This is a genomic window from Sodalis sp. RH21, assembly GCF_047324175.1.
Lineage (GTDB): Bacteria > Pseudomonadota > Gammaproteobacteria > Enterobacterales > Enterobacteriaceae > Acerihabitans.
This window is the reverse complement of sequence record NZ_CP178732.1, coordinates 4,091,286-4,106,858: the sequence shown is the minus strand read 5'-3', so window position 1 is coordinate 4,106,858 and position 15,573 is coordinate 4,091,286. Positions and strand designations below refer to the sequence as shown.

At 58.9% G+C, this 15,573-nt stretch carries 11 protein-coding genes and 1 pseudogene; 8 read left to right on the top strand and 4 right to left on the bottom strand.

Annotation, left to right across the window (positions count from 1 at the left end; translation table 11 throughout):
- Nucleotides 1–3 precede the first annotated feature (3 nt).
- The 4 genes and pseudogenes from ACL2XP_RS18895 to pbpG form a co-directional block, all read left to right on the top strand.
- The gene (locus tag ACL2XP_RS18895; protein ID WP_413734592.1) at nt 4–729 is read left to right on the top strand and encodes a molecular chaperone; all 726 of its coding nucleotides are present in this window, start codon (nt 4–6) and stop codon (nt 727–729) included.
- Nucleotides 726–3,065: a fimbria/pilus outer membrane usher protein gene (locus ACL2XP_RS18890; RefSeq protein WP_413734591.1), complete on the top strand. Its 2,340-nt coding sequence runs from the start codon at nt 726–728 to the stop codon at nt 3,063–3,065. The genes ACL2XP_RS18895 and ACL2XP_RS18890 overlap by 4 nt, the downstream gene beginning before the upstream one ends.
- A gap of 2 nt (nt 3,066–3,067) precedes the next feature.
- Nucleotides 3,068–3,535 carry a spore coat protein U domain-containing protein gene (locus tag ACL2XP_RS18885; RefSeq protein ID WP_413734590.1) on the top strand — a complete coding sequence of 156 codons (468 nt, stop codon included), beginning with the start codon at nt 3,068–3,070 and terminating at the stop codon, nt 3,533–3,535.
- Between the two features lie 424 nt (nt 3,536–3,959).
- Nucleotides 3,960–4,838, top strand: a pseudogene (gene pbpG / locus ACL2XP_RS18880) (D-alanyl-D-alanine endopeptidase); the annotation flags it as partial.
- 325 nt (nt 4,839–5,163) lie between these two features.
- On the opposite strand, the gene ACL2XP_RS18875 reads toward pbpG, so the two are convergent.
- From ACL2XP_RS18875 to dld, 4 genes are all read right to left on the bottom strand, one after another.
- Nucleotides 5,164–5,853, bottom strand: coding sequence for a glutathione S-transferase family protein (locus ACL2XP_RS18875; RefSeq protein WP_413734589.1), 690 nt, complete (start codon nt 5,851–5,853; stop codon nt 5,164–5,166).
- 60 nt (nt 5,854–5,913) lie between these two features.
- Nucleotides 5,914–6,393, bottom strand: coding sequence for a GNAT family N-acetyltransferase (locus ACL2XP_RS18870; RefSeq protein WP_413734588.1), 480 nt, complete (start codon nt 6,391–6,393; stop codon nt 5,914–5,916).
- Nucleotides 6,393–7,379, bottom strand: coding sequence for a Gfo/Idh/MocA family protein (locus ACL2XP_RS18865; protein ID WP_413734586.1), 987 nt, complete (start codon nt 7,377–7,379; stop codon nt 6,393–6,395). Before ACL2XP_RS18865 ends, ACL2XP_RS18870 begins: the two co-directional genes overlap by 1 nt.
- A gap of 240 nt (nt 7,380–7,619) precedes the next feature.
- Complete coding sequence (dld, locus tag ACL2XP_RS18860; protein WP_413734584.1) at nt 7,620–9,353, bottom strand: D-lactate dehydrogenase; 1,734 nt, start codon at nt 9,351–9,353, stop codon at nt 7,620–7,622.
- A gap of 151 nt (nt 9,354–9,504) precedes the next feature.
- Between dld and ACL2XP_RS18855 the strand changes: the two genes are divergently transcribed.
- The 4 genes from ACL2XP_RS18855 to ACL2XP_RS18840 all read left to right on the top strand — a co-directional run bounded on the left by ACL2XP_RS18855 (nt 9,505) and on the right by ACL2XP_RS18840 (nt 15,534).
- Nucleotides 9,505–10,086, top strand: coding sequence for a sugar O-acetyltransferase (locus ACL2XP_RS18855; protein WP_413734583.1), 582 nt, complete (start codon nt 9,505–9,507; stop codon nt 10,084–10,086).
- 205 nt (nt 10,087–10,291) lie between these two features.
- Complete coding sequence (gene bglX / locus ACL2XP_RS18850) at nt 10,292–12,586, top strand: beta-glucosidase BglX (RefSeq protein WP_413734582.1); 2,295 nt, start codon at nt 10,292–10,294, stop codon at nt 12,584–12,586.
- A gap of 1,262 nt (nt 12,587–13,848) precedes the next feature.
- Nucleotides 13,849–14,391 (top strand): isopentenyl-diphosphate Delta-isomerase, encoded by a 543-nt coding sequence (idi, locus tag ACL2XP_RS18845; protein WP_413734581.1) that lies wholly within the window; start codon nt 13,849–13,851, stop codon nt 14,389–14,391.
- A 210-nt stretch (nt 14,392–14,601) separates the two neighbouring features.
- Nucleotides 14,602–15,534: an ABC transporter substrate-binding protein gene (locus ACL2XP_RS18840; RefSeq protein WP_413734579.1), complete on the top strand. Its 933-nt coding sequence runs from the start codon at nt 14,602–14,604 to the stop codon at nt 15,532–15,534.
- Nucleotides 15,535–15,573: the final 39 nt, after the last annotated feature.

Below are 15,573 nucleotides of genomic sequence, written 5' to 3'. Positions count from 1 at the left end.
ACTATGCCCCGTTATCGTAAACTAATCCGGGCGCTTATGCTGGCAGGCCTGTGGGTCATCGGACCCCAGGTCTTCGCGCAGGCACTGTCCATCGTGCCGATCCGCCAGAATCTGTCCTCCGAGCATCGTTCAGCCAGCTTTAGCCTGACCAATAATTCCGATGTCGCCACCGCGATCCAGATCCGCGGTTACAGCTGGGTCCAGCAGGGCAACAGCGACAATTTTATCGCCACCGGCAAACTTTCCGTCAGTCCGCCGTTTGCCACCATACCTCCCGGGAAGACCCAGACGGTACGGTTACTACTGCGCGAGCCGGCGGCCCAGGGCGAAGAAGCCTATCGCATCATTTTCGATCAAATACCCGATCGGGACGCTAAAACGGTCCAATTGGCCCTGCGCTTCTCCGTACCGGTGTTTTCGCTCAGCGGCCAGCCGGCCCGTGCGGATATCCAATGGCGCATTGAACGGCGCGGTGACGGTTTGACGCTGGTGGCGCTCAACCGGGGATTGAACCACAGCATGCTGGCCAAGCTTAGCGCCACCACCGCCAGCGGTGTGCAACTTAAGCTCAATGGCCCGGCGATGCCTTATCTTCTGGCCGGTAACACCCGCACCTGGCACATTGACGATCCCCGCCATGTGTTAACCACGGGGGCCCGGGTCCATGTGCAAAATCTCGGTCCCCAGGATAAGTCTGATCAATGGGTCAGTGTCGGCCCGGTTAATTGAATGATCTCCGGCTATCTTGCTGCGCGCTAACCCTGACGCTACTATGGCCGGCGGCGGGGCTTGGCGCCGGGACGGCGCCGGATGAACGGCAAAGCCTGCTGCTCAACGTGGTGGTTAACAACCTTAACCACAACAATATCCAGGAAATCACCGAGCAGGGGGGGGCGCTATTGTTCAGCCGCGGCCAGCTTACCGCGGCGGGGCTGGTCCTGACCGAGCCCGTTGCCGCTACCGGCGATGGATTGATTGCCGTCAACAGCATTAAAGGCTGGACCTCGCGGCTGGATGAAAACAGCCAGACCCTGTATCTGCAGGTGCCGGTCAGCAACCAAATCGCCCAGCAGCTTGGCGTCGAACCCGTCCCGGACGCGGATAGTTTTCCGCATAGCGATCGGGGGGCGGTACTTAATTACGATGCGCAGATTACCGACTATGACGGCCGGGACAGCAGCAGCGTACTGGGCGATCTGCGCTTGTTCGGCGATAGCGGCGTACTGACCAACCGGGCGGTGCAAACCCATAACGCTTATCTCGACCAGACGGTACGTCTGGACAGCACCTATAGCACGTCTGACGTCAATGCCATGCGCACCTGGAACGCCGGGGATTACATTAACGGCGGCCTGGCCTGGACCCGGCCCATTCGCATGGCCGGGATACAGACCACCACCAATTTCGGCCTGCGGCCGGATTTGGTGACCTTTCCCCGGCCGGGCATCAGCGGCGAAGTAGCGGTCCCCTCCTCGGTGGATATTTACGTCAACGGCCTGCATCAGATGACCCAGAAGGTCGATGCCGGACCGTTTGATATCGCCGCGCTGCCGATCACCACCGGCGGCGGCGATGTGTCCATGGTGGTAAAAGACGCCAACGGCCGCCAGACGACCCGGACGCTGCCGTTTTACGCCAGCGATACGCTGCTGCGCAACGGCCTGGATTCCCTGGCGCTGGAAGCCGGCACGGTACGCCGCCGCTACGCCAGCAGTTCCGCCGATTATGCCGGCAGCGCGGTGTCGGCCAGCTACCGGCGCGGCGTGCTGGACCGGCTGACGCTGGAATCCCATCTGGAGGCGAGCGAAAAGGTCGCCATGGGCGGCGTCGGCGCTAATGTCCTGGTCAGCGATCTCGGGGTATTATCCGGTTCGCTGGCCGCCAGCCGCTATGGCCAAGAGCAGGGCGGACAATTTGGGCTGGGCTTTACCCATACCATGCAGGCGCTAAGCTACGGTTTCAGCGTGTTGAAAGCCGACGACCACTTTGCCGATATCGCCTCCGCCTACGGGGATAACAGCCCCGGCACCACGATGCGCGCCAGTATCGGTTTCCCGGTAGCGCCCGGCAACGGTTCGTTCGGGGTGGTCTATGCCCGTAGATTAGTGAATTACTATAATAGCTTTAATTATGAATCGCAGAGCATCGCCACTTCCACCCTCTCTGGCACCTATTCCACGCCGCTGCCTTTTTTGTCGTCATTCGCTTCCCTCACTCTGCTACATGAATTTGATTACGATAAAGGCAATAGCCTGTATGTGGGCATTTCCATTCCCATTGGCCACGGGACGATGGTCAGCGCCAGCTCCAGCGTGAGCAAGGGCGACAGTTATCAGACTCTGCAAGCGCAACGTTCGGCGGTGCAGCGCGGCGATATCGGCTGGAAACTGGCGGAGCAACACGGCGCCCTGAACCGGCAAAACGCCGGGCTGGAATATAAGGCCGACTGGGGACTAATCGGAACCGAAGTCGAACAGCAAAGCGGCGGCCATGCGGTACGCGCCAGTGCGCGCGGCTCGCTGGCCGCCATGGACGGCCATGTATTCGCCGCCAACACCATCCAGGATAGTTTTGCCCTGGTGGATACCGATGGCTTGCCCGGCATCACCGTTATGCAGGAAAACCGGCCGCTGGGTAAAACCGACAGCCGGGGCCTGTTGTTTATCGAAAACCTGCGCGCTTACGAAAGTAACCGCGTATCTATTAATCCCAATGATGTTCCCATGGATGTCGAACTGACCAACGCCGCGCTGGACGTGCGTCCGCGCGATCGTTCCGGCGTGCTCGTCAAATTCCCGATCCACCGTACCCATGGCGCCACATTGCGGCTGGTGGACGCCCGGCAACGGCCCATACCGCTGGGTAGCGTAGCGACGCTGCTGGGCAACGGGGCGCAGGCCGTGGTCGGCTACGACGGCATGACTTTTTTCGAAAATCTGGCGGAGCATAACCAACTGAAAGTGGAAACCTCGGGCCAGCCCGCCTGCACCCTGAGTTTCGCTTATCAACCCAAAGCCGGCAGCCTGCCGGAAATCGGCCCATTAACCTGCCTCACCGGAGCCTGATCATGTCGTTAAAACCTATTGCTTATTTTGCCTGCGCGTTATTATGGGGGCTATTTTCCACCCAGGCGTCGGCCTATGACTGTTCCATCAGCGCCACGCCCCTGAATTTTGGCGCCATCCAAGGCATTGCCGGCATGGTTCAGCGCAGCACCGCCACTATTACCGTGGTGTGCAGCGGCGGCGCCAGCGCGGCCAACGTCAGCTATCGCATTCTTATCGACGGCCCGGCGGCGCAGGCCCCGCGCCAGATATCCAGCGGCAGCCACAGCGCCAGCTATCAGCTTTACACCTCGGGAGACTACCAGCAAGTGTGGGGCAACGGCGGCGGCGGAGTGATTACCGACTCCTATAGCCTGGAGGCTAACGCCGCGGTAACACGTACTTACACCGTTTACGCCAAAATGACGCCATCGCGCAACGATCCGCCCGGCAGCTATATCGCCAATGCCATGGTGCAATTGATATATTAACCGGCCGGCTCGGCCTGGAAATGCCCTATCGTCGCCAGCGCGCCGTTCGTGACGATGATGAGAAAAGCGGTCTTCGCCGCCCAGGCATAATTCGTGGTGTGCCTAGTACATATCCCACGGTTGTCGTATTAGGATATAGTGCTTAAAGCAAAATCCGCGGTTCAATATTGCGGATTTCTTATTCGTTTTGACTTTTCAGTTCCATTAGCCGCTATTGTTTTACTATTCGCGCCATTCATAAATAGATTAACCCTGACGAAATGACCTGCTAAAAGAGCTGATCCTTGAACATATTTGTCAATAAATGCACGGTATTTTTTAGTGACAAAAAAATTCAGGCTTTAAGCGATTTTCGTTTTTGGATAATCGGATATACTATGGCGTCATCAACTGCGGTTCTGCAGTATTTTTCAGGTAATGGATAATGTTATCTTTTTTTCGTTTCGCTTGTTTTGGCGTAGCTCTTTTTGCGCTCAGTAATGTGATGATTTACGATGCCAGCGCCGCCCTTAACGCGGAGCCGGCCCCCTTGGCCTCGCCGTTGGTGATCGCCTCTGGCAGCGCCATTGTGTTTGATATGGCCGACAACCATCTGCTTTATTCCGCCAACGCGGATAAAGTGGTGCCCATCGCCTCGCTGTCAAAATTAATGACCGCCATCGTGGTGTTGGATGCCCGGCAGTCAATGGACGAAATTATTTCGGTTGATATTCACCAGACGGAAGAATTAAAAGGGGTATTTTCACGGGTGCGGGTGGGCAGCGAAATCAGCCGGCGCAATATGCTGCTGCTGGCGCTGATGTCGTCGGAAAATCGCGCGGCCGCCAGCCTGGCACACCATTATCCCGGCGGTTATCCGGCGTTTATCGCCGCCATGAACGCCAAAGCGGTGTCGCTGGGCATGCTGCATACCCATTACGTGGAACCCACCGGTTTATCGGTTAATAATGTTTCCACCGCGCGCGATTTATCTAAATTGCTGATTGCCAGCCAACAATATCCGTTGCTTACCGAACTGAGCACCACCCATGAAACCATGGCGACCTTCAGCAACCCGCCTTATACGCTGCCGTTTCGCAATACCAACCATCTGGTCTATCGCCCTGACTGGGCCATCCAACTGACCAAAACCGGCTTTACCAATCAGGCCGGCCATTGCCTGGTGATGCGCACCATGATTAATCATCGCCCGGTAGGGCTGGTGGTATTGGACGCCTACGGTAAATATACCCATTTCGCCGACGCCAGCCGGATTCGCAACTGGCTGGAAACCGGCCGCGCCACGGCGCTGCCGCTGGCGGCCAGCCAAAAACCGGTCGCCCTGCGCTCGGTGCGCTCGGCGTATAAACCCGCGGCCCATCGCTCCGGCGTGACGGCGGCCAAAAAATCAAAAAACCGCCCGGTGAGCCAGACGGCATATAAAAAGGCCAAAGGCGCCCAGGCGGTACAGACCGCGGCGACCAAGGCCAAAGGCGCCAAGCCCGTCAAAACGGCCAAGGCCAAAGCCACCAAGCCCGGCCAGACGGTTTATAAAAAAACCAAAACCCCCAAATCCGGCCAGACGGCAAAAAACGGTTCCGGCGACTCGCTTAAGCAAGTTGACTAGTCCGCCGCCGCTGCGGCCTGGCTTATTGCGCCCGGCTGCGGAAATCCTCGATTATCTCGCCCTGCGCCAGGCTTTCGTCTTCATGGGACGCTTCGCGCCACTCCTCGGCTAACGCATCGCGGTACCACTCCTCCATCGCCGGCTGCGCCAGCATTCTGTGGTACCAGGCGCGTGAGACGTCGGAAAGCGGCAGACCGTAGGTCTGGATGCGAAACACCACCGGCGCAAAAAAAGCATCCACGGCGCTAAACGCCGGGCCGGCCAGGAACGGACCGCCAAAACTGGCCAGGCCTTGCTGCCATAATTCATCCAGACGGGCCAGATCCTCCAGCAGCGCCGGGGGCAGGGCGGATAAGCGCACCCGCACGCCGCAGTTCATCGGGCACAGATTACGCAGGGTAGTAAAACCGGCGTGCATTTCCGCCGCGGCGCAGCGCGCCCAGGCCCTGGCATGATAATGTTCGGGCCATACACCGGCATGGGTATCCGCCAGATATTCGGTTATGGCCAGCGAGTCCCATACCACGGCGGCGCCGTCGTTCAGCGTCGGTACGCGTCCTGAAGGCGAGAAATGCTGGAATAGATCGTGATTATTGCCGGACTGAAACGGATGCAAGGCTTCGGCAAACGGGATGGCCAGGGTTTTCATTAATACCCAGGGACGTAACGACCAGGAGGAGTAATTTTTGTTGGCGATATGCAACTGATACACGATATGGGCTCCGTTATAGTGTACTTGGCAACATCCGTTGCGATGATCCCAACCGCGCGCTTATTTCTGGACCACGGGCCGGCATGGGGTCAGGGTAATTTTGAACCGCGGCACCCGTTGGCCGGGAACCGTATCTGACTCGACAAAACCCTCTTCCCTGGCCCCCATGCGCTGGTAGAATCCGGCGGAAAGCGGATCGCAATCAATTAATAACCGTTGGGCCCCGGCCCGGTGGGCCGCTTTAATCGACCAGCCAAACAGCGCCTTGCCGATGCCGGTCTTAAGATTGGCGGGCGCGACGAACAGGCGCTCCAGAAAGGCGATTTCATTATCAAACATTAATTGGGCCACGCCCAGCAGGGCGTTATCCCCTTCGGCGACGCAAATTTGCGAGTTTTCCATATCCGAAGGATGAAAAGCCCGGCTCGCGCGGCAACCGGGCATCAGCGCGGCGTCATAACCCCAGAATGCCTTCGACTGCAAACTGAGCTCCGTAAGTTTGGCCAACTCATCGATACGGGCCGCCCTGAGCTGATGCATCAGCGGCGCCCCGCATGGCTGTGATAAATCCGTAGAATCAGCTCGGTGGCGCGGCGGGCATCGCGAGCTTCGGCCAGCGGCGTGGCGCCTTGGGATACGGCCCGCTCGAAATCGACGATGACCGCTTCATGGCGTGACGTATCGGTAATGGTCGGGCTGCTGGCGCCGGCATCGGGGGCGGGGGGAACCTGTGCGGCCGGATTGTCGATGCCCGCGATCTGCCAGTCGCTGATACAGTCGTTTAGCAGGGTAAAAGTGCCTTTTTCGCAGCTGACTTCCAGCCGGGGCGGGTGGCCGGGGCGGGCGCAGGTCGAGGCGACGATGGTGCCGATCATGCCGTCGGCGTGGCGCAGCACCACGGCGCCGTGATCTTCCGCCTCGATATCATGGGCGAAGGTATCCAGTTCACCCTGTACCCGCTCGGGCATGCCGAAGAGCCAGATATAATTATCGATATTATGGCTGGCCTGCTGCATAAATACGCCGCCGCCGTCGACGGCGTAACCGCCGCGGTAGCCGGCGCTGGCATAATAAGCCGCGTCGCGCCAAAAGCGGCAACTGAGGTCGGCCGAGTAGATCCGGCCCAGCGCATGCTGCTCCAGCAGGGCTTTGACGGCCAGGTTATCCGGATTGGTGCGGCGCTGGTAGCTTACCGCCAGCGTCACATGATGTTCATCCGCGGCGGCTATCATGTCATCCATGGCGGTTTGGCTGATATCCAGCGGTTTTTCCACCAGGATATGTTTGCCCAGGCGCGCGGCCTCGATGGCGCTCTCATGATGCAGGGCGTTGGGAGTGGTGACGATAACGGCATCAAACGGCCGATCCACCGCCGCCAGCGTCGGCCAGGACGGCAAGGTATTAATGAGGGTTCCCGGCGTTTTGCCGCGGGAAACAAACCCGACCGTTTCACAGGCCGGCAATGCTTGCAGCGCCCTGAGATAGGTGTGGCTGATGTTACCTGTACCAACGATGACATATTTCATAAAAGAGTCGGTGCCTTGTAGAAAAAGAAGAACCGATCATCCCTGAAGAATCATGATACCCGGCGGCAAGCGCGCTGGGTCCGCTGTCGGCTGGCTGGCTGACGACGCTAAATACAATCGTCAGCTCCTGTATAGGCCGATCATGACTTGTAACACTGCAAAGCAGTATTGCAAAGGTAACCGCGCTTGCCAAGCCCCCAATGAGAGCTGCGGGGATTTTGCGCTAAAAAGGCTGCCCTGTCAGGGTTTCTTCTGGGCGGCGCACTGTTCGCACCAGTGTTTAAGCCGGGTGGTTTTACCGATTCCCGGGTTAAAACTGTTGGTGGGGTCGGTTTGCCGGTAAAACGCCGCCAACTGGGGCTTGGCTTCATAAAGATGGCCGACATTGTGCTCTGCCGGGTATTCGGCGCCGCGGGCGTTGAGCAGCGCCAGCATTTGCAGTTTCAGTTCATGGCTATCGACGCCTTTGCGCACGATATAATCCTGATGAAAGACATGGCACATAAAATGGCCGTAATAAAGTTTGGCCACGATTTGAGCGTCGATTTCCGGCGGCAGCGTCTCGAACCATTGGGTTTCATTACGGGGCAGGGCGATATCGAGCGCCAGGATATCTTCTACTTTATCGCTATGCACCGCGTGATAGCGCACCGCGGCCCCCGCGGCGGCGAAGCGGTGCAAAAAGGCTTTATTGCCCTCATCCCCGGTGCAAAGAAAATATTCCCCCGCCGCCCGGGCAAAATAGTCCTGCAAATACGCCTCGGCTTCCGCGATGCCGTCGCCGGACATTTTCAGCAGCAGATGGTGTTCGTACCGGTCGCGATACTCTTTCATCCGCTGCGGCAGATGGTGCGGCCACAGGCGGCTCAAGCCCTGCATTACGCGGTCGCTCAGTTGGGACGGCAACCACGGCCAGGCGTTGAGCGTGGCGTCTATGCGGCCTTTGAGCTGGAACAGCAGTGGCATCCGGTCGGTTCCGAGGCGGTTAATCATGATAAAGGTATCTTTGCCGTAGGTTTCGCTGATGTCGTAGCAGTCGCGATGCATATACTCGCCGGCCACCGGCAGATTGCTGAAGCCGGATAAAATATCGCGCCGCAGCCGCGTCAGGACCTGGGGATCGTTGGTGCCGATATAAAACACCTGCTGGCGTTGCTCGGCGGGGAAGGTATCCAGGCGCACCGCGAACACCGCCAGCTTGCCGGCGCTGCCCGCGGCCTCGAACAGGCGGCGCCGATCGGCATTAAAACGCGACGGGGTATCGGCCTCCACGTCGCGCACCCGCTGCGCATACTCATGATCGGAACACGCGCGGTCGGCAGCGTGGATGTCGGCCCGGGAATATTGCTGGTTCTCCAGGCGGGTAAGAATCTGTTCCGGCGTGGCGCCCAAATCGATGCCCAAATGATTGACCAGCCGCAACCGGCCGTCCCGATCCACCTGGGCATACAGGGCCATTTCGGTATAAGCCGGGCCGCGTTTAACCAGGGAGCCGCCGGAATTATTACAAATGCCGCCGATAACCGAGGCCCCAAGGCAGGATGAACCGATAACCGAGTGCGGTTCCCGATGCAGCGGCTTAAGGGCTTTTTCCAGTGAGTATAAGGTGCTGCCGGCCAGGGCCACCACCTGGCGCCCTTCATCCAGCAGTTGAACGCCGTCCAGCCGCCGGGTGCTGATGATGACCACTTCACGGTCGTAATCCGCGCCGTTGGGCGTGGACCCTTCGGTCAGGCCGGTATTGGCCGCTTGCATAATAATGATTTTATCGGCGGCCACGCAGGCGGCGAGCACGCGCCACAGGGATAATAATGAATCAGGCAAGACCACCGCCAGCGCCGGTCCGCTGCCGGAGCGGAATCCTTTGCGATAGCGCTGGGTTTGCCGTTCGCGGGTCAACACCGCGCCCCGTCCGGCAATGGCAATCAGCTGTTCGATAAACGCATGTGATAAATATGGAGAGTCATCTGGCATAACGATATCCCTTTTGCTGCGGGTTGGACTGACGCTTTTACAACTTTGGATAGTGACTTAACAAGATACTCCAGCAAACAACCCGGTGGGAATTTTACTTAAATAACGCTATAAAATAGCAGTTCGTTTCCCGTTCGGAGAAAAAAATAACATGAACGAAATGCAAAAAGCCGCCGCCGGCTTGCTCTACGACGCCAATTATGATGAAGAGCTGATAGCCCAGCGCGCCCAGGCAAAATATCAGCTTTATCTGTATAACCGGCTGGACCCGCGCAACGGAGACGAACGCCAGGAATTAATTAAAAAATTGCTCGGTAAAACCGGCGCGACATTTTGGTTTGAGCCGCCATTTTATTGCGATTATGGTTATAACATCGACATCGGCGAAAACTTCTATGCCAATATGAATCTGGTTATTTTGGATGGCGCCAAGGTGAAGATCGGCGATAACGCTTTTATTGCCCCCAATGTCGGTATATATACCGCCGGCCACCCGCTGGATGCCGGACGGCGTAATCAGGGATTGGAATATGCCCTGCCGGTGACCATCGGCAATAATGTCTGGATTGGCGGCGGGGTCTCTATTTTGCCCGGCGTCACCATTGGCGATAATAGCGTGATCGGCGCGGGCAGCGTGGTTAACCGCGATATTCCGGCCTATGTGCTGGCGGCGGGCAATCCCTGCAGGGTGATACGCGCCATCACCGATGAAGACCAAAAGAAGTATCGATAATAGCAGCTATAGCAGGTTCTTCGGCCGGGACGGCCGATTGTTTCAGCAATTATGCGGAAACACATGCTTTCAATAATTTAACCATACCCTTTCGACTCTGTGATGGTCTACACTGAGCTCTGCGTTGCCCTATGGCATATTATTCCGAACGTCCCATGGCCGGGCTGTCGGTCCGGTCCGCTTTCGCGCGTGTGAGAACAACGATATGAAATGGCTGTACGCATTTAGCCTGTTAGCAGCATTAACGCTTAATCCCGCCCTGGCGGACAACAACACCCAACTTCCTTCTCCTGATTTGCCCCGTGATGCTTACGTCAGCGCACTGCTGCAAAAACTCACCCTAGAGGAAAAAATCGGCCAGCTGCGGCTTATCAGCGTCGGGCCGGAAAATCCCAAGGAAGCGATTCGGGAAATGATCAAAAACGGCCAGGTGGGCGCGATATTCAATACCGTTACCCGCCATGATATCCGCATCATGCAAGATCAGGCCATGCAGTTGCCCCGGCTGAAAATACCGCTGTTTTTCGCCTACGACATCGTCCACGGCCAACGCACCGTTTTCCCCATCAGCCTGGGCCTGGCCTCCAGCTGGAACCTCGACGCGGTAGCCACCAGCGGGCGCATCGCCGCCTATGAAGGCAGCGAAGACGGCTTGAACATGACCTGGGCGCCCATGGTGGATATCACCCGCGATCCCCGCTGGGGTCGGGTATCCGAAGGGCTGGGGGAAGATACCTTCCTCACGTCTGAAATCGGCCGCGTGCTGGTGCAATCGATCCAGGGCAAAAATCCCGGCGATCGCCATGCGCTGATGACCTCGGTGAAACACTTCGCCCTTTATGGCGCGGTGGAAGGGGGCCGTGATTACAATACGGTGGATATGAGTCCGCAGCGCATGTTCCAGGACTATATGCCGCCGTACAAAGCGGCCCTGGATGCCGGCAGCGGCGGCGTGATGGTGGCGCTTAACTCCGTCAACGGCACCCCGGCCACCGCCGACGCCTGGCTGTTGAAGGATATTTTGCGCAAGCAATGGCACTTTTCGGGCATCACCATTAGCGACCACGGCGCAATTAAAGAATTGATTAAACACGGCGTGGCCAGCACCCCGAAAGAAGCGGTGAAAATTGCGCTTAACTCCGGCATCAATATGAGCATGAGCGACGAATTCTTTATTCGCTACCTGCCGGAACTGGTGAAAAGCGGCGACGTCAGCGAACAGGAAATCGACGATGCCGTGCGCCACGTCCTGAATGTAAAATACGATATGGGGCTATTCCGCGATGCCTATAGCCACCTTGGGCCGGTGGGCAGCGATCCGCAGGACACCAATGCCGAAAGCCGCCTGCACCGCGACGCGGCGCGCCAGGTGGCGCGGCAATGCCTGGTACTGCTGAAAAACCGCCTGCACACCCTGCCGCTGAAAAAACAGGGCGCCATCGCCGTGGTCGGTCCGCTGGCGGACAGCCAGCGGGACATCATGGGCAGTTGGTCGGCCGCCGGCCGCCCCGAACAGTCCGTCACCCTGCTGCAAGGCATGCGCAACGCCGTGGGCGACAAAGCGACCATCTTGTACGCCAAGGGCGCCAACATCACCAATCACCAGGATATGGTGGCTTACCTGAATTCATACGAACAGGCGGTGAAAATCGACCCGCGCCCCGCGCAGGAGATGATTGACGAAGCGGTCAAAGCCGCCCGCCAGGCGGATGTGATCGTGGCTGCGGTGGGGGAATCCCAGGGCATGGCCCACGAAGCCTCCAGCCGTACCAATATCACTATCCCGGACAGCCAGCGCCAACTGATTGACGCCCTGAAGGCCACCGGCAAACCGCTGGTCCTGGTATTGATGAACGGCCGCCCGCTGGCGCTGGTGCGCGAAGATCAGCAGGCGGACGCCATGCTGGAAACCTGGTTCAGCGGCACCGAAGGCGGCAATGCCATCGCCGACGTGCTGTTCGGCGACTACAACCCCGCCGGCAAACTGCCCATCTCCTTCCCGCGCTCGGTAGGCCAAATTCCCATTTATTATAATCACTTGCCCACGGGGCGTCCGTACTTGGCGGACCAGCCCAATAAATACACCTCCCACTATTACGATGAAGCCAACGGCGCGCTTTATCCCTTTGGTTTTGGCCTGAGCTACACCACCTTCAGCGTATCGGACGTGGCGTTATCCAGCCCCACCATGCCCCGCAACGGGTCCCTTACCATCAGCGCCACCCTGACCAACACCGGCGATCGCGACGGCGGCACCGTGGCCCAGCTCTACGTCCATGATGTCGCGGCCTCCATCAGCCGCCCGGTCAAAGAACTCAAGGGCTTCCAAAACGTATTCCTCAAAGCCGGCGAATCCAAACGCGTCACCTTCACCCTTAATGCCGACGCGCTCAAATTCTACAATCAGCAAATGGTCAACGCCGCCGAACCCGGCGACTTTGACGTCATGGTCGGCCTCGACTCCGCCCGCCTCCAAACCGCCCGCTTCACCCTGCAATAACCGCCGCCCGCCGCGCCGAACCCGCAGCGGGCCCTGTTAAAGGGAGACCGTGCCGTAGGGGTCGACGCGGCCATGGTTTTCCTGGCCGCCGGAGCGCCCCTTGGCGCGGTATGCCCGCCAACACCGAACCCGCAGCGGGCCCGGTTAAAGGGAGACCGTGCCGTAGGGGCCGAAGCGGCCATGGTTTTCCTGGCCGCCGGAGCGCCCCTTGGGGCGGTATGCCCGTTATCACCGAACCCGCAGCGGGCCCTGTTAAAGGGAGACCGTGCCGTAGGGGTCGACGCGGCCATGGTTTTCCTGGCCGCCGGAGCGCCCCTTGGCGCGGTATGCCCGCCAACACCGAACCCGCAGCGGGCCCTGTTAAAGGGAGACCGTGCCGTAGGGGTCGAAGCGGCCATGGTTTTCCTGGCCGCCGGAGCGCCCCTTGGCGCGGTATGCCCGCCAACACCGAACCGGCAGCGAGCCCTGTTAAAGGGAGACCGTGCCGTAGGGGCCGAAGCGGGCATGGTTTTCCTGCCCGCCGGAGCGCCCCTTGGGGCGGTATGCCCGCCAACACCGAACCCGCAGCGGGCCCTGTTAAAGGGAGACCGTGCCGTAGGGGTCGACGCGGCCATGGTTTTCCTGGCCGCCGGAGCGCCCCTTGGCGCGGTATGCCCGCCAACACCGAACCCGCAGCGGGCCCTGTTAAAGGGAGACCGTGCCGTAGGGGCCGAAGCGGCCATGGTTTTCCTGGCCGCCGGAGCGCCCCTTGGGGCGGTATGCCCGCCAACACCGAACCGGCAGCGAGCCCTGTTAAAGGGAGACTGTGCCGTAGGGGTCGAAGCGGCCATGGTTTTCCTGGCCGCCGGAGCGCCCCTTGGGGCGGTATGCCCGCCAACACCGAACCGGCAGCGAACCCTGTTAAAGGGAGACCGTGCCGTAGGGGTCGAAGCGGCCATGGTTTTCCTGGCCGCCGGAGCGCCCCTTGGGGCGGTATGCCCGCCAACACCGAACCGGCAGCGAGCCCTGTTAAAGGGAGACCGTGCCGTAGGGGTCGACGCGGCCATGGTTTTCCTGGCCGCCGGAGCGCCCCACGGCAGGCTAAACCCGCCAACACCGAACCCGCAGCTAGCACGACCCGCTCCTTGCCGCCCCCGGCCCCCCCTCAGACATGTTTTATTGCAAAAATAGCCCTTATCCCACACCAATAACTCTTTATTGCACAGATTTTCCCCGCTACAACCGATAAAATCACCTAAACCAAGACTCAGCAAGGCGACGCTATGGCATTTACCGAAGTAGTGCTGGTTAACGAACACGATCGGCCGGTCGGCCAAATGGAAAAACTCCGGGCGCATCGCGAAGGGCTACTCCATCGCGCCATTACCGTATACCTCTTCAACCCGCAGGGAGAACTCCTGCTCCAGCAACGCGCCCAAACCAAATACCACTGCGGCGCGCTATGGAGCAACACCTGCTGCGGCCATCCGCTCCCTCTTGAAGACACCCAGGCGGCGGCCCGACGACGGCTCTACGAAGAAATGGGACTGCGCTGCGCCCTCACGCCGGTTTTCGATCTGCAATACAGGCTGCCCCTCGCCAACGGACTGATCGAACACGAATTTGACCACGTATTTTTCGGCATCACCAGCCAGCCGCCCACGCTCAATCCCGACGAAGCCATGGCCTTCCGCTATCAGTCGCTCCCCCAAATCCAGCAAGACATTCTCCTGAACCCGGCGCTCTACACGCCCTGGTTTTTACTGACGATGGCCGCCGTTCCCGGCTATTACACCGAATTTATGCGCCTAAAGCGCGCCGGTTAAGCCCGGCGCCCGGTCTCCGCCCAGCACCGGCCGACAGATTGCCCGAAACAATCAGCGGTAACGCAGCGGCGCCGCCTTCACGCTTTCGGTTCTAACATATGCATTCTTTTTTCAATAAATAATTATCTATTTGAACTATCATTTCAGTAACATATTCACCATTACGCCGTTGTGGATACCTTACCAATAACCTTCGAGGGGAAAAGATTCATGGCCAATTTCTTTCATCATGGACGAGCGCTGTGCCTTGCCGCAGCTATGCTGGGTATGACGGCCGGCGTCCAGGCAGCGGACTCGTCCGTGCGGGTGGGTTCAAAAATCGATACCGAAGGTTCCCTGCTGGGCAACATTATCGTCCAGGTACTGGACTCCCACGGCGTTAAAACCGTCAATAAATCACAATTGGGCACCACCCAGGTGCTGCGCGGCGCCATCACCTCCGGCGAGATTGATATCTATCCGGAATACACCGGCAACGGCGCGTTCTTTTTCAGCGACGAAAAAGACCCGGCCTGGAAAGATGTCAATGCTGGATACCAGAAGGTCAAAAAACTCGATTACGATAAAAACCACATCGTCTGGCTCGACCCCGCCCCGGCCAACAACACCTGGACCATCGCCGTTCGCCAGGATCTGGCCAAGGGCCAGCATCTGACCTCGTTAGCCGACCTGAGCCGTTACCTGAAATCGGGCGGCAAGTTTAAGCTGGCCGCGTCGGCGGAATTTATCGAGCGTCCCGATGCGCTGCCCGCCTTTGAAAAAACCTATGGTTTCAAACTTCAGCAGGATCAATTGCTGTCCCTGGCCGGCGGCGATACCGCGGTAACCCTGAAAGCCGCAGCCGAGCAAACCTCCGGCGTCAATGCCGCCATGGCGTACGGCACCGACGGTCCGGTGGCCGCGCTGGGATTGCAAACCCTTACCGACCCGAGCGGCGTGCAGCCGATCTATGCGCCGTCCCCCATTATCCGCGAGTCGGTATTAAAACAGCATCCGGAAATCGCACAGTGGCTCAAGCCGGTGTTTGCTTCCCTGGATACCCAGACGCTGCAAAAACTTAATGCCAGCATCGCGGTGGAAGGACAAAACGCGAAAAAAGTCGCGGCGGATTACCTCAAGCAAAAAGGCTTTGTGAAATCGTAACGCGCCTGGCCCAGGGGAGAGTGATGCAAAGAGCAATGC

What these genes read in the sequence shown, in the direction of transcription:
- ACL2XP_RS18895 (WP_413734592.1), top strand. Translation starts at nt 4, where the DNA reads ATGCCCCGTTATCGTAAACTAATCCGGGCGCTTATGCTGGCAGGCCTG.
- ACL2XP_RS18885 (WP_413734590.1), top strand. Translation starts at nt 3,068, where the DNA reads ATGTCGTTAAAACCTATTGCTTATTTTGCCTGCGCGTTATTATGGGGG.
- ACL2XP_RS18870 (WP_413734588.1), bottom strand. Translation starts at nt 6,393, where the DNA reads ATGCATCAGCTCAGGGCGGCCCGTATCGATGAGTTGGCCAAACTTACG.
- ACL2XP_RS18865 (WP_413734586.1), bottom strand. Translation starts at nt 7,379, where the DNA reads ATGAAATATGTCATCGTTGGTACAGGTAACATCAGCCACACCTATCTC.
- dld (WP_413734584.1), bottom strand. Translation starts at nt 9,353, where the DNA reads ATGCCAGATGACTCTCCATATTTATCACATGCGTTTATCGAACAGCTG.
- ACL2XP_RS18855 (WP_413734583.1), top strand. Translation starts at nt 9,505, where the DNA reads ATGAACGAAATGCAAAAAGCCGCCGCCGGCTTGCTCTACGACGCCAAT.
- bglX (WP_413734582.1), top strand. Translation starts at nt 10,292, where the DNA reads ATGAAATGGCTGTACGCATTTAGCCTGTTAGCAGCATTAACGCTTAAT.
- idi (WP_413734581.1), top strand. Translation starts at nt 13,849, where the DNA reads ATGGCATTTACCGAAGTAGTGCTGGTTAACGAACACGATCGGCCGGTC.
- ACL2XP_RS18840 (WP_413734579.1), top strand. Translation starts at nt 14,602, where the DNA reads ATGGCCAATTTCTTTCATCATGGACGAGCGCTGTGCCTTGCCGCAGCT.